Annotated in this window: 9 protein-coding genes; 6 read left to right on the forward strand and 3 right to left on the reverse strand. The window is 70.7% G+C overall.

Going from position 1 to position 14093, the window contains the following annotated elements; translation table 11 throughout:
• Positions 1–56: 56 nt before the first annotated feature.
• Entirely contained in the window at positions 57–1139 is a 1083-nt protein-coding gene (locus tag ACFY3D_RS29545) for a hypothetical protein (protein ID WP_389985242.1), read from the forward strand.
• Positions 1140–1324: 185 nt separating this feature from the next.
• On the opposite strand, the gene ACFY3D_RS29550 is transcribed toward ACFY3D_RS29545, so the two are convergent.
• The 3 genes from ACFY3D_RS29550 to ACFY3D_RS29560 all read right to left on the reverse strand — a co-directional run bounded on the left by ACFY3D_RS29550 (position 1325) and on the right by ACFY3D_RS29560 (position 7509).
• Positions 1325–6205: an NAD-glutamate dehydrogenase gene (locus ACFY3D_RS29550; RefSeq protein ID WP_389985245.1), complete on the reverse strand. Its 4881-nt coding sequence runs from the start codon at positions 6203–6205 to the stop codon at positions 1325–1327.
• Positions 6206–6766: 561 nt separating this feature from the next.
• Positions 6767–6970 (reverse strand): zf-HC2 domain-containing protein, encoded by a 204-nt coding sequence (locus ACFY3D_RS29555; RefSeq protein WP_389985248.1) that lies wholly within the window; start codon positions 6968–6970, stop codon positions 6767–6769.
• On the reverse strand, positions 6970–7509 hold the full coding sequence (locus ACFY3D_RS29560) for a sigma-70 family RNA polymerase sigma factor (protein ID WP_350946525.1): 540 nt from the start codon (positions 7507–7509) through the stop codon (positions 6970–6972). Before ACFY3D_RS29560 ends, ACFY3D_RS29555 begins: the two co-directional genes overlap by 1 nt.
• A gap of 306 nt (positions 7510–7815) precedes the next feature.
• Between ACFY3D_RS29560 and ACFY3D_RS29565 the strand changes: the two genes are divergently transcribed.
• From ACFY3D_RS29565 to ACFY3D_RS29585, 5 genes are all read left to right on the forward strand, one after another.
• Positions 7816–8487 (forward strand): DUF4142 domain-containing protein, encoded by a 672-nt coding sequence (locus ACFY3D_RS29565; RefSeq protein ID WP_350946523.1) that lies wholly within the window; start codon positions 7816–7818, stop codon positions 8485–8487.
• Between the two features lie 5 nt (positions 8488–8492).
• Entirely contained in the window at positions 8493–9884 is a 1392-nt protein-coding gene (locus ACFY3D_RS29570; RefSeq protein ID WP_389985325.1) for a DUF1996 domain-containing protein, read from the forward strand.
• Between the two features lie 144 nt (positions 9885–10028).
• Positions 10029–10880: a hypothetical protein gene (locus ACFY3D_RS29575; protein WP_389985251.1), complete on the forward strand. Its 852-nt coding sequence runs from the start codon at positions 10029–10031 to the stop codon at positions 10878–10880.
• A complete protein-coding gene (locus ACFY3D_RS29580) occupies positions 10877–12334 on the forward strand; it encodes an NADH-ubiquinone oxidoreductase-F iron-sulfur binding region domain-containing protein (protein WP_350946521.1) in 1458 nt (485 codons plus the stop codon). The genes ACFY3D_RS29575 and ACFY3D_RS29580 overlap by 4 nt, the downstream gene beginning before the upstream one ends.
• Positions 12335–12509: 175 nt before the next feature.
• A complete protein-coding gene (locus ACFY3D_RS29585) occupies positions 12510–13931 on the forward strand; it encodes an FAD-binding oxidoreductase (protein WP_389985255.1) in 1422 nt (473 codons plus the stop codon).
• The last annotated feature ends 162 nt before the right edge of the window (positions 13932–14093 follow it).

Here is a 14093-nt window from a genome sequence, read left to right on the forward strand (position 1 = left end):
GGGTACGCGACCTCCGAACCCCATCGTGTACGGCTGGCTCCCCCACCATGGCTAGCATGGCCCGCATCGGGGAGTATCGGGAGGTGTACGTGCGCGAAAACGGGCGACGGGGTGTGCTCGCACTCGCGCTGGCGTTGATCACCGCGACCGCGGCGTGTTCGGGTTCCGGCGACGGCCGGCCCGAGCGGAGCCCTTCGGCCGACGCCGTCACGCCGACCGCCCACCCCACGGCCACCCCCTCGCCGCCCCCGGTCACGCTCGCCGAGGCGAAGAGGGCTCTCGCGGGCGTCGTGGGCGCCGACGGGGTGCTGGGAGCGGCGACGCCGCACCTGGACGCCGACCGCAGGCTCATGCTGGAGCAGACCCGCGACGGGCAGGAGGCCCTCACCATCGCGGCCTTCAGCGGCTCCGCCGAGGACCTTCCCCACTACACGTGGGGCGCCCCCCGGCTGCTCGTCCCGCGCAACCAGCAGGGTCCGCTCTGGTTCGCCGCGTTCGTGGACCGCGAGGAGTCCTCGGGCGAGGTGCGCACCGCCGTGCTCACCCTGATGCGGCAGGGCGGTGAGGACTGGCGGGTCAGCTCGACCTCCCTGCTCGACGAGGGCGTCCGGCCCCCGGAGGTCGTCACGGACACCGAGGGGTACGCGACGGCGCTGGGCGAGGAGGACGCGACGGTGGCGATCAGCCCGCGCCTGATGGCCCCGCTGCACGCGACCTCGGCGGAGGAGGGCGAGCGGGGGTTCGCGACGGGGCTGATCGAGGAGGGCCCGCACACCACGGGGCTCGCCGACGAGATCACCAGAAGGCGCGCGGAGGAGAAGAACAACTGCCTGGGCTACGACTCGATCTTCGCGGCGAGCGACTACCCGGTTCACGCGCTGCGCACCGCCGACGGCGGCGCGCTCGTCCTGTACTCCCTCATCAGGACGACGACACGGTCGATCAAGGTCACCCCGTGCGGGTCGGACACCCGTATCCCGCCCGAGGCCAGGAAGCTGACGAAGGAGCGGTTCATCCTCAAGGAGCTGCGCACGGTGGAGACGCAGCTGTACGTGAGCACGGTCCCGGCCAAGGACAGCGGCCACGCGGCCAAGGTGATCGGCTATCTCGGCGGTCTCACCAAGGTCATCGTGAGCTAGGTTCCCCTTCCCGTGTGAGCCGTGCGAGGTTCACGGAGTTCGTACGGAGCCCGCGGGCCCGGACCGGCCGCGCACCGGCCCGTGCCGCGGGAAACCGGACCCGTCATACCGGGCGACGCGCCTACCGTGTGGCGCGCCGCCTGACCGGACCCCGATGAAGGAGGCCCGGCCGGGCGTCGGGCGGGTCAGGCGCCGGTGCGCGGGAGGTTGATGGTGGCCACCAGCGTGCGGATCGCGCGCAGTGCCACCGAGAGGGTCGCGAGGTCGAAGTTGTCGCTCTCCCAGATCTCCGACAGGGTCTGCCGCGCCCGCGAGACCGCCGCCGAGTTCGCCTCGGTCCAGCGTGCCAGCCGCTCCTCCGGCGACAGTCCGGGGGTGCTGTGCGTCAGGACGCCGTGGGTGAGCGCGGCGTGCGCGGCGTAGAGGTCGTCACGGAGCGCGGCCCGCGCCATGGAGTTCCAGCGGCTGTCCCTGGGCAGCGCGACGACGCGCTCGCGCAGCCTGGAGAGCTGGAGCCGGTCGGCGAGGTCGAAGTAGACCTCGGCGACGTCGTGCACGGGACGGCCGGTGCGTGCGGCCACCTCGACCAGGTCGAACGTGGAGTAGGCGGGCACCATCGCCGCGACGCGCTCGGCCAGCTCGGCCGGGACGCCCCGGGAGACGAAGCCGTCGCGCCGCTCCTCGAACGCGGACAGGTCGACCCCGGTCAGCAGCTTGGGCAGGTGCGGCAGCAGGCCGTTCATCCCCTTGGCGAAGAAGCCGACGGTGGAGGCGAGGTCCAGCGGCGGGCGCCGGTTGCCCAGCAGCCAGCGGGTGCCCCGCTCGACGAGCTTGCGGGCCTCCAGCTCCATCGCGATCTGGGTGGGGGTGTCGACCTTGTTGTCCAGCTCCTCGATCTGGCGCCAGAGGTTGGGCATGTCGAAGACCTCGCGCGTGACCAGGTAGGCGCGGGCGATGTCGGGGGTGGACGCGCCGCTCTCCTCGCCGATGCGGAACAGGAAGGTGGTCCCGCTGGAGTTGACCAGGTCGTTCACCACCCCGGTGGTGATGATCTCCCTGCGCAGCGGGTGGGTGTCCATGTAGGTGCGGATCCGGGCGTCGCGCAGCGCGGAGGGGAAGTAGGACACCAGCCAGGAGGCGAGGTAGGGGTCGTCGGGCAGGTCGGAGGCGAGGATCTCGGCGTCGGTCACCAGCTTGGTGTAGGCGAGCAGCACCGAGAACTCCGGCGCGGTCAGCCCGAGCCTGGCCTGACGCCGCTCGGCGAGCATCTTGTCCGACGGCAGGAACTCCAGCTCCCGGTTGAGCAGCCCGGCCCGCTCCAGCCTGCGCAGCTGGCGCGAGTGGACGTGCAGCATGTCGGGGGCCTGCGCGCGGGCGGCGGCGAGCACCACGTTCTGGTCGTAGTTGTCGCGCAGGACGAGCTCGGCCACCTCGTCGGTCATGTCGAGGAAGAGCTGGTTGCGCTGTTTGTCGGTGAGCTCCCCGTCGCGGACGGCCCGGTCCAGCAGGATCTTGATGTTGACCTCGTGGTCGGAGGTGTCCACCCCGGCGGAGTTGTCGATGAAGTCGGTGTTGACCAGGCCGCCGTTGAGCGCGAACTCTATCCGGGCGAGCTGGGTGAAGCCCAGGTTGCCGCCCTCGCCGATCACCTTGCACCGCAGCTCGCCGGCGGTGACCCGCAGGCCGTCGTTGGCCTTGTCGCCGACGTCGGCGTTGGACTCGCTCGACGCCCTGACGTAGGTGCCGATGCCGCCGTTCCACAGCAGGTCGACCGGGGCCCGCAGGATGGCGCTGATCAGGTCGGCCGGGGCGAGCGACGTCACGTCGGCGTCGATGCCGAGCGCGGCGCGCGTCTGCGCGGAGACGGGGATCGACTTGGCCGTACGGGGCCAGACGCCGCCTCCCGCGGAGATGAGCGAGGCGTCGTAGTCCTCCCAGGAGCTGCGGGGCAGCGCGAAGAGCCGGGCGCGCTCGGCGTAGCTCACCGCGACGTCGGGCCGGGGATCGATGAAGATGTGCCGGTGGTCGAACGCGGCGACCAGCCGGATGTGCCGGGAGAGCAGCATGCCGTTGCCGAACACGTCACCGGACATGTCGCCGATTCCGGCGACGGTGAAGTCGGTGTTCTGGATGTCCACGCCGGTCGTGCGGAAGTGGTACTTGACCGACTCCCAGGCGCCCCTCGCGGTGATGCCCATCGCCTTGTGGTCGTAGCCGATCGAGCCGCCGGAGGCGAAGGCGTCGCCCAGCCAGAAGCCGTACTCCTTGGCCACCGCGTTGGCGATGTCGGAGAACGTCGCGGTGCCCTTGTCGGCGGCGACCACCAGGTAGGTGTCGTCGCCGTCGTGCCTGACGACGTCGGCGGGCGGGACCACCTCGCCGTCGACGAGGTTGTCGGTGAGGTCGAGCAGGCCGGAGATGAACATCCGGTAGCAGGCGATGCCCTCGACCAGGGTGTCCTCCCGCGACCCCGACTTCGGCGGATTTTTCACGACGAAGCCACCCTTGGAACCGGTGGGGACGATGACGGTGTTTTTCACCATCTGCGCCTTCACCAGCCCGAGCACCTCCGTACGGAAGTCCTCCATCCGGTCCGACCAGCGCAGCCCGCCCCGCGCGACCTTGCCGAAGCGCAGGTGCACGCCCTCGACCCTGGGCGAGTAGACGAACACCTCGTACGCGGGCCGGGGCAGCGGCAGCACGCTGATCGACGGCGAGTCGAGCTTCAGGCTGATGTACGGCTTGCGCTCGCCGTCGACCCGCTGGAAGTAGTTGGTCCGCAGGGTGGCCCCGATCATCTCCAGGTAGGCCCGCAGGATCCGGTCCTCGTCCAGCGAGGCCACGTCGTCCAGGGCCGCGAGGATCTCCTCGCGCAGCGCCTCGGACAGGTCGGAGCGGACCTCGGCCGGGCGCCGCGGGTTCAGCCTCGCCTCGAACAGGCGCACCAGCAGCCGGGCGAGCCGCACGTTGCCCGTCAGCACCCGCTCGATGTACTCCTGGCTGAACGCGGTGCCCGCCTGGCGCAGATACCTGGCGTACACGCGCAGGATCTCGACCTGTTCCCAGGTGAGCCCGGCGGCCAGGACGAGGCCGTTGAACCCGTCGTTCTCCACCCGCCCTGCCCATAACGCGCCGAACGCGTCCTGGAAGAGCCGCTTGAACTCATCCCTGTCGACCTCGGGCGAGGGCGTGTAGCGCAGGCCGAAGTCGTAGATCCAGGCGTCCTTGGTCGCCGGGTCCCCGTCGCGGTCGACCTCGTACGGCCGTTCGTCGACCACCTCCACGCCCATCCGCTGGAGCAGCGGCAGCACGTGCGAGAGGTAGACCGGCGCGCCGAGGCGGTAGAGCTTGAAGCGGCGCTCGCCCTCCGTCGCGTCGTGCGGCTCGTAGAGGTTCATCTCGATCTCGTCCGAGGAGGCGGCGAGATCCTCCAGGCGGCGCAGGTCGGCGACCGCCATCCGGGCCGGGAAGTCGGCCTTGTAGCCCTCGGGGAACGCCTGGACGTAGCGGCGGACGAGCTTGGAAACCTCGCCCTCGGGGCACAGCTCGGTGATCGCGGAGGCCAGGTCGTCCTCCCAGGACCTGGTGGCCGCGGCGAGCCTCGCCTCCAGCTCCTCGACGTTCACCGTGTCGACGCGCAGCGGCCTGCCACGCTCACCGCGCACGACCACGTGCAGCCTGGCGAGTGCCGACTCTCCGATCATCGCGCTGTAGTCGAAGGTGGTGGCGCCGAGCGTCCTGAGCAGGATGTCCTGCAGCTTGATACGGATCTTGGTGGTGTAGCGGTCGCGCGGCAGGTAGACCAGGCATGAGACGTAGCGGCCGTAGTCGTCCGGGCGCAGGAAGACCTTGACCTGTTTGCGCTCGCGGAGCCTGAGCACGCCGAGGGCGATCGGCAGCAGCTGATCCACCGAGGTCTGGAAGAGCTCGTCCCTGGGGAAGGTCTCCAGGATCTCGATGAGATCCTTGCCGTCGTGGCTGTCGGCGGTCAGCCCGGCGAGCACGAGCACCTCGGCCAGCTTGCGCCGGAGCACCGGGACGCGCGAGATCGACTCGCTGTAGGCCACGTGGGTGAAGAGGCCGAGGAAGCGCCGCTCGCCGACGACCTCGCCCGAGGCGTCGAAGAGCTTGACGCCCACGTAGTCGAGGTAGGCGGAGCGGTGGACGGTGGCTCGGCTGTTGGCCTTGGTGACGATCAGCATCTGCTGCTTCTCGCGGGCCTTGGCGCGCAGGTCGGGCGGGAGCGCGGCGAAGCTGCCCGAGTCTGCGCTGTCGCCGCGGAGGATGCCCAGCCCCGTCCCGGGAATCGGGTGCAGCCTGTCGCCCTCCTCGCCCTCCTCCAGGCGGTACTCGCGGTAGCCGAGGAAGGTGAAGTGCCCGTCGGCGAGCCAGCGCAGCAGTTCCAGGCTGTCCTCCACCCCCGCCGGGTCGAGGGGCGGCGGGTTGACGGAGACGTCCTCGGCGGTCCGCAGGGCGAGCGCCCGCATCTTGGCGAAGTCCTCGACGGCGCCGCGCACGTCCTCCAGGACACGCTGCAGGTCGGTCTCGATCGCCTTGAGCGCGGCCTCGTCGTTCTGCCTGTCGATCTCGAAGTGCATCCAGGACTCGGCGAGCACCTGCCCGGTGACGTTCTCCTCGTCGCGGCCGAGCAGCTTGCCCGTCATGTCCCTGCGCACGCGCATCTGCGGGTGGACGACCAGATGGATGCCGACGCCGTGCCGGTTGAGCTCCATGGTCACCGAGTCGACGAGGAAGGGCATGTCGTCGGTGACGATCTCCACGACGGAGGACCCGCGGGCCCAGCCCTGCTCCTCGGGGGTGGGGGTGTAGGCGCGGACCAGGGCGCGGCCCTGGGGGCGTTGCTCGGCGAGCCGCCGCTGGACCATCGCCGGGCCGTACACGTCGACCAGGTCGCGGCCGAGCAGATCCTCGGGGGCGACATGCCGGTAGTAGAGCCGCAGGAAGGCGAGCGCCTCCTCCACGCTCACGTGATCACTGCCCGGTGTGCGCGCGCACGTCTCCGCGGCACTCCTCAGCAGCTCGTCCTTGGCCTCGTCGAGCGGCATGTCGCTCTCACTCCTTTGTGAGGGGTTTTGCATGGTTGGGTGAGACTCCAGGATGGAATCTCATAAGCTCCGCGGAAATGGTGCCCAGCGGAGAGAAAGTGATGTCGCCCGCGCCCTCGGGGATGCGGTGCCCTCGTCCTGCCGCCCGTTTCCGGCCACATTCAGCTCCCCGGCAGCGGGGGCACGAAACGCCCACCACGGGGTGATCGTCTCTTCACGGGTGATCGGGATCGCGGCCAGGCGCCACGGCTCGTCATGGGAACCGCGGTCTCTCGCCGCTGCCAACGGGGAACGGAAGGGCTCCTGGTCGGAGACGGCGGGTTCTCCCCACGAGGTGGCGGTGGGGCAATCATTCCACAGGGTCGCCTCGGAACGGCTACGGCGCAGCCGGGCGAGTCTGGCCTCGCCCCGGACGCCTCGCCCGGCGATCGGGGTCGACCGACCCGCACTCCGCCCATCGGGCATGGCCCGCGGCACGACACCTCCAGTGGCCGTCTGTCCCGATCCTCGTTGACCGGGACGTACCACCGTTCCTGATATCACCCCAAAAGCAGCTAAACGTCAATGTGGCGTGCGGTCATCGTCCAGGGTATTGGAGCGGTCCCGCTTCACCGCATCGAGAAGTCCGGGAACCTCGGTGAGTTCCCGGAGCTCGACCTGGCACTCCTCGCAGGTCATGAGATGGCGTTGGAACGTCTCGTGATCCTCTTCGTCGAGCACCCCGAGCGCGTACGCCGCCACGTCATGATGCGGGGAGGGCAACATCAGCTCGCGACACCTCTCTCCTTCAAGACCTTTCGGAGAGCCCGGATCCCGTAGTAGAGCCGGGACTTGACCGTACCCGGCGGTATCCCGAGGATTTCCGCCGCCTCGTTAATCGTACGGTCCCGCAGGTAAGTGTGCTCGATGACTTCGCGGTGTTCTGGGGACAGTTCTCGCAGCGCCTCGGCGACGACCATCGCCTCCAGCGCGCGATCGGCCCCGTCGGGAACGGGCACGGCGTTCGCGTCGGCGGGTTCGACCTCCTGTGGTCGGGTGCCTCGTCTACGACGCCCGTCGATGACGATACGACGGGCGACGGTCAGGAGCCAGGCCCACAGAAGACCGGGCTCTCGTTGCAACCTTCCTGCGTTACGCCAGGCACGGACGAGCGTCTCCTGGACGACGTCCTCTGCCCACTGCAGATCGTTACCGGTGGCCTTACGCACATGGCGGAGCAGGGGTACACCGAACTCTCGGTACAGATCTTCTACCAGGAGGACATCGGTGTCCGCGCTCTCGAACCGACTGTCGAGTTGACGCACGGGCACATCTTTACACCTTCGTTATCCGCCCCGTCTGCATCTCTAGCAACTCCAGTCATTTCTAACTATCTCATCACTTCTGCTGAACCACCCCGGGCAGTGCCGCGTACCTCCCACCAAGTGCGCCCGCATCGGCGGGCCCCGGGGAAAGGAAACGACATGGCGGTGCGGCACATCCCGTGGCCGGTCGGAACTGTCCTCCTCCTCACGCACCCGGCCCCTCACGGGCCGGGCGGCACGTTCGTCACCGCGCCGGGCGCCGAGAAGGCCCCGGTGGCGGCCGGTATCTGAGAGCGGGGCCGGGCCATGTTCAGATCACTGTTCCGCCGCTTCAAGAACGGCGAACCCCTGCTGTTCGGGGTCTTCATCGCGGTCGCCGCCGTGGCGGTCGTCCTGATCACCCCTCCCGGCGGCGGTGCACTGGCCGATCAGAGCTGGGTCCAGACCCCTCAGGGCCCGCTGGGTCCGGCCGATCGCGACCTGCTGGTCAAGGTCCGCCTGGCCGGGCTCTGGGAGATTCCCAGCGGCCAGCAGGCCCAGCAGCGGGCGGCGAGCAAGCGGGTGAAGGAGGTCGGCATGCATCTGATGACCGACCACCTCAAGCTCGACGAGGAGGTCCGCGCCCTCGCGGCCAAACTGAACGTGCCGCTGCCCGACCAGGCCAACGCCGACCAGCAGTCCTGGATGGCGCAGCTGACGGCGGTGAAGGCGGGCGCCGAGTACGACCTCCTGTTCGCCCGGCTGCTGCGGCAGGCCCACGGAAAGGTCTTCGGGGTGGTCGCCGGCGTACGAGCCGGCACCCGCAACGACCTGGTCAGGACATTCGCCCAGCGGGCGGTCGAGGTGGTCATGAAGCACATGACCCTGCTGGAGAGCACCGGGCTGGTCGACTACTCGGACCTGCCCGAGCCTCCGATGCCCGCACCGCCGCCGCCCGCCTCCGCTCTCGACACACCTGTGAGGAGAGAAATCGCTTGAAGATCATGAAACGCTCGATGGCCTCCCTGTCGGCGCTGGTACTGGCCGCCGGCACGCTCACCACCGTCACGTTCACGGTGGCGGTCACGACCCCCGCCTACGGTGATCACTGCGACCCCGCCGAGCAACAGAACCAGAACCAGCAGAACCAGCGAAGTCAGCAGGACCAGGGGCAGCAGAACCAGAATCAACAGGATCAGGGCCAGAATCAGAACCAGCCCGCTCAGGATCAGCTCCCTCAGGACCAGCCCGCCGACGCGCCTCCCGCGGGCGGAAGCCTCATCCCGGCCTCCCCCACCGACCCCGCCACCCCCGACGAGTTCGCCGACCAGGAGGCGCAGACCCTGGGCGGCGACGGTAACGACGGCAGCGACGCCAATGCCCGCCGCCGTCCGAACCAGGCGCCCACGCAGAACCCCGCCCAGCCCCCCGTCGACACTCCGCCGACCGACGCCCCGCCCGCCGACCCGCCCGCGAACCCGGCACCCGGTGAGACCTCCGCTCCCCCGCCCGGCGGTGAGGAGGCCGAGTGCGCCGACCTCGGGCCGTTCCCCGAGGACTTCATCGACATCCGGCGAGTCCCGCGCAACTTCCAGGACGTCCGGACCCGGCGCGGCGGCTCCGGCGGCGTCTTCACCTCCCAGTGCGGCACGAACAGGAACGGCCACCACAACTCCGACAACTTCATCGTGGCCCCCGGCGTGTCCAACGGCGCCCACCACATCCACGACTACGTGGGCAACCTGTCGACCGACGCCTTCTCCACGGACCAGTCACTGGCCGCCGCGGGCACCACGTGCGCGTTCAACGACCGCTCGACCTACTTCTGGCCGGTCCTTCGCGACCGTACGAGCGACGCCAACGCGAACGACCCGGACGGCAACGTCGGCACCATCATGCGGGCCCGCCAGGTGAGCCTGCAGTTCCGCGGGAACCCGGTCTCCAGGGTGAGCCCGATGCCGCGCTTCATCAGGATGCTCACCGGCGACGCCAAGGCCGCCACCAACGGCGGCGCGAACGCCCTCGCCAAGTGGACCTGCACCGGGTTCACCAACCGGATCACCACCAAGTATCCGCTCTGCCCGCGCGGCAGCCTGCTCGTCCGGATCCTGGACTTCCCCAGCTGCTGGGACGGCCAGAACAACGACAGCGCCAACCACCGCACGCACGTGGTGTTCCCCGACGCGAACGGCGCCTGCCCGTCCGGCACCAGGGCGATCCCGCAGCTGCGGATGAGCCTGTTCTACGCCACACCGCGCACCGCGTCCTTCGCGCTGGACGCCTTCCCCGAGCAACGGCACAACCCCGTCACCGACCACGCCGACTTCGCCAACGTGATGCCCGACCGGCTCATGAGGTTCGCGGTCGACTGCATCAACAGGAACCGTCGCTGCTGACGGAACCCCTCCCGGGACCGCCGCCCCCCGTCTCCGCGCCTCTTCCACACCCCGCGGAGACGGGGGGCGGCATCTCGCGATATCAGAGTCCATCCCCCTCGGACGCAGCCGTCGTCCGAGCCGCTTCGCAGACAGGAGCAACAGGTGGGTAACAGACGGACTCCGAGGCACACCCGGTCCGAGGCCGGGATCAGCCTCGACCAGAGGCCCGCCAGGATCGGCCTCGGTGTCACGATCACGGTCTCCGTGGTCGGCCTCCTGATGCTCGGGCGTACGGCGCCCGGCATGGAGGTGGCCGCCGCCGTCCGCGGCGTCTTCTCGTTCTTCTCCGGCGTGATCGCCCTCGTGTCGCTCACCGTGACCGTGGCGCTCGGCCTGCTCTCCGCCGACCGGATCGTGCTGCCCGTCCTGGGCAGGATCCGGTCGCAGCTCGCCCACCGGGCCACCGCCATGGCCGGCATGGGCTTCCTCGCCATCCACGTCACGATGAAGATCATCGAAAGCAGGACGTCCCTCCCCTCCGTCGTGATCCCGCTCTCGGCGAGCGGCCAGGGCCTGTACGTCGGCTTCGGCGCCATCGCCTCCGACCTGATGATCCTCGTCTTCCTCACCGGGGCGGCCCGTGCCAGGTTCGCGGAGAACAGCAGGCCGTGGCTCTGGCGCATGCTGCACGGCTCCGCCTACCTGGCGTGGCCGATTGCGGTCCTGCACGGGCTGACCGCGGGCCGCGCGCCCGCCGAGTGGGTGACCTGGAGCTACGTGGTCTGCCTGGTCGCGGTGGGAGCCGCCCTGCTGATCCGGGTGATCTCCGAACTGCAGCCCAAGCCGATCTTCGTACCCGAGGAGGCGCCGGTGGCGGTGCCCGCCGCGGTGCCGGTCGCGACGGAGACGACCTCGCCCACCAGCCTCACCCCGCCCACGAGCATCGTCGGCCGCATCCCGCGCATCGTCCGTGAGGAGCAGCCGGAGCTTCGCCGTATCGGAGATGTCGGATGATTCCCTACCGTGTCCCACCCGTTCGCCGGCTGGGGCCGGCCAGGCTGACCGCCGGACTCGACGACTGCCGCAGGATGGACCTCGCGGAACACCGCGACATGCACGGCACCGCGCCGAGCATGTCCGGTGAGGAGCTCGCGGCGCTCGCCGACGAGGTGGACATGCGCGGGCGCGGCGGGGCCGCGTTCCCCTTCGCCCGCAAGGTCCGCGCGGTGATGGACAAGAAGGCCGACAAGATCGTCCTGGTCAACGCGGCCGAGGGCGAGCCCGCGAGCAGCAAGGACACGATGCTGCTCACCAGGACCCCCCACCTGGTCATCGAGGGCGCGCTCCTCGCGGCGGACGCGATCGGCGCCAAGCAGGTCGTGATCGCGACCGTCGAGGGCGGCATGGGCCAGTCGTCCGTGGCCGCCGCGGTCGAGGAGCGGGGCATCAGTGACCGGGTCCGGGTGGTCGGCATCGTCGAGAGGTTCATCTCCGGCGAGGGCGGCGCCCTGGTCCGTTCGGTGAACGGCCAGGTCGGCGAGCCGCCCGGCCGCAAGGTGCGGGCCGTGGAGAGCGGCGTGAACGGGCTGCCCACCCTGCTGTCCAACGCCGAGACGTACGCCCAGCTCGCGGTCCTCGCCACCCTGGGCGCGGAACGGTACGCCGACGTCGGCACGGCACGCGAGCCGGGGACGGTCCTGCTCACCGTGGGCGGCTCGGCCAAGGCCCCCGCCGTGGTCGAGGTCGCGACCGGCACCCCGCTGTACGCGGTCCTGGACGCCTGCCAGGCCTCGACCGGCGACGGGGTGCTGGTCGGCGGCTACCACGGCGCGTGGCTGCACGCGGACGCCGCGGCCGTGGCGACCGTCTCCCGTCAGGGCATCGCGGAGGCGGGCGGCCAGCTCGGCGCCGGGATCATCGTGCCGCTCGGCGGGGAGACCTGCCCGCTGGGCGAGACGGTCAGGGTCGCGAGATACCTCGCCGCCCAGTCGTCGGGGCAGTGCGGCCCCTGCCGCCTCGGCCTCCCGGACGTCGCGCAGTCGATGGCCGAGCTCGTGAACGGGTCCGCCTCCGCCCTGGACGAGTTGCGGAGCAGGTCCGCGAGCGTGAAGGGCAGGGGAGCGTGCTTCCACCCCGACGGAACGTCCAGGTTCGTACTGTCGGCGCTGGACGCCTTCCCCGAGGACATCGAGGAGCACCTGCTGCGCGGCGGCTGCGGGCGCCCGGTGCACGGTGTGCTCCCCCTGCCCCCGCAGGAGAACGAGCCGGAGGTGAAGCTCACCGTGGACTGGACCCGCTGCCAGGGCCACAGCCTGTGCGCGCAACTCGCCCCCGACCTCGTCCACCTCGACGAGCACGGCTACCCGGTGTTCAGCCGCGACACCGTACCCGCCCAGTTCCGGCGGATGGCCCGCAGGGCCGTCGAGATGTGCCCGGCCCTCGCGCTGCGCGTGGTTCAGGGGACGTGATGCGAACGTGATCAACCTGAAGGGCGGCGTGGCCGTCCTTATCAGGCAGGTGACACCGAATCTCGGGAGTAAGAACATGCCGACCCCCCCGGACAGGCGGGCATTCCTTCGAACCGGCGGCCTCGCCGCCCTCACGCTGGGCGCTCAGGGCTTATCCCCCCTGGGCGCCGTCGGCATGAACGGCGCCCAGGCCGACACCACCGCCAGGGGCGCCGCGGGCGCGCCACGGCCCGCCGACTGGCGGGCGCTCGCCGAAGGGCTGGACGGCACGCTCATCCGGCCCGGCGACGCCGCGTACCCCGGCGCCAGGAAGTTGTTCAACCCCACCTTCGACGCGATCCGGCCCGCGGGGGTGGCCCTCTGCGCCAACCCCTCCGACGTCGCCGAGTGCGTCGGCTTCGCGCGCCGGTTGAAACTGCCGCTCGCCGTACGCTCCGGCGGCCACTCCTACGCGGGCTGGTCCACCGGGAACGGTCTCGTCCTCGACGTGTCCCGGATGAACAAGGTCGCCCACTCCTCGGGGCGCGCGACCGTCGGGGCGGGCGCCAAGCTGATCGACCTCTACGACAAGCTGGCCGCGAGCGGGGTCAGCGTCCCCGCGGGCACCTGCGCGACGGTCGGGGTGAGCGGGCTGACCCTGGGCGGCGGCATCGGCGTGGTCTCCAGGAAGTACGGGCTGACCTGCGACGTGATGGAGTCGGTCCAGATCGTCACGGCCGACGGACGGCTGCTGACCTGCGACGCGAACCACAACGCCGACCTGTACTGGGCCTCGCGGGGCGGCGGCGGGGGCAACCTCGGCGTGGCGGTCTCCTTCGAGTTCCGCACCCACCCCACCCGCGAGGTCACGGTGTTCTTCCTGCACTGGCCGTGGTCGAAGGCGGTGAAGGCCCTGCGCGCCTGGCAGGCGTGGGCTCCCTCGGCTCCCGACGCCATGTGGTCGGGGATGCACCTGAGCCGCAACGGCGGGACGGACGTGGAGGTCGTCGGGCTCTACCTCGGCGGCAAGGCCGGCTGCGAACGGCTGCTCGACCGGCTCGCCGACGCGGCCGGGTCGCCGTCGTCGAGTTCCGTCAGCCAGACCTCCTACCGCCAGGCGATGCTCATCATGGCGGGCTGCGCCTCGCGTTCGGTCGCCGAGTGCCGCCTGCCCGCCACCCTGCCCGGACAGGCCCGGGGCGGGCGGCTGTCCAGGGGCAACTTCACCGCCAAGTCGCACATGGCCTACCGCCCGCTCTCCGAGGCCGGGGCCAAGGCCCTCGTCGCCCAGGTCGCCCGCCCCGGCGAGCACACCGTGCTGCTGGACGCCCTCGGCGGCGCCGTCGCCAGGGTCCGCCCCGACGCCACGGCCTTCCCGCACCGGACCGCCCTCTACAGCGTGCAGTACTACGCCCACCGCCTCGGCGCGAGGGTCTGGACCAGGACCGCGCGCGCGGCGATGCGGCCCCACTTCGGCGACCACGCGTACGTCAACTACGTCGACCCTGAGCTCGGCGGCTGGCGCGCCGCCTACTACGGGGGCAACGCCACCAGGCTCGCCCAGGTCAAGGCCGCCCGTGACCCGGGCCGCCTGTTCCGCCTTCCCCAGGGGATCTGACCCCCGAAGGCCGCGTGACACCGCTCCCGAGCGGCGGCCGCCGTCGTGTGACGCCGCTCCCCGGGGGCCAGAGGCTCCTCGGGAGGCCAGAGCGGCGTGACGCCACTCCCGAGGGGCGGCCGGTGCCGGGTGACGCCGGTGCCGCGTGGCACCGGTCCCCGA

Origin of the sequence: Streptosporangium sp. NPDC000509 (assembly GCF_042898365.1) — a bacterium.
GTDB lineage: Bacteria > Actinomycetota > Actinomycetes > Streptosporangiales > Streptosporangiaceae > Streptosporangium.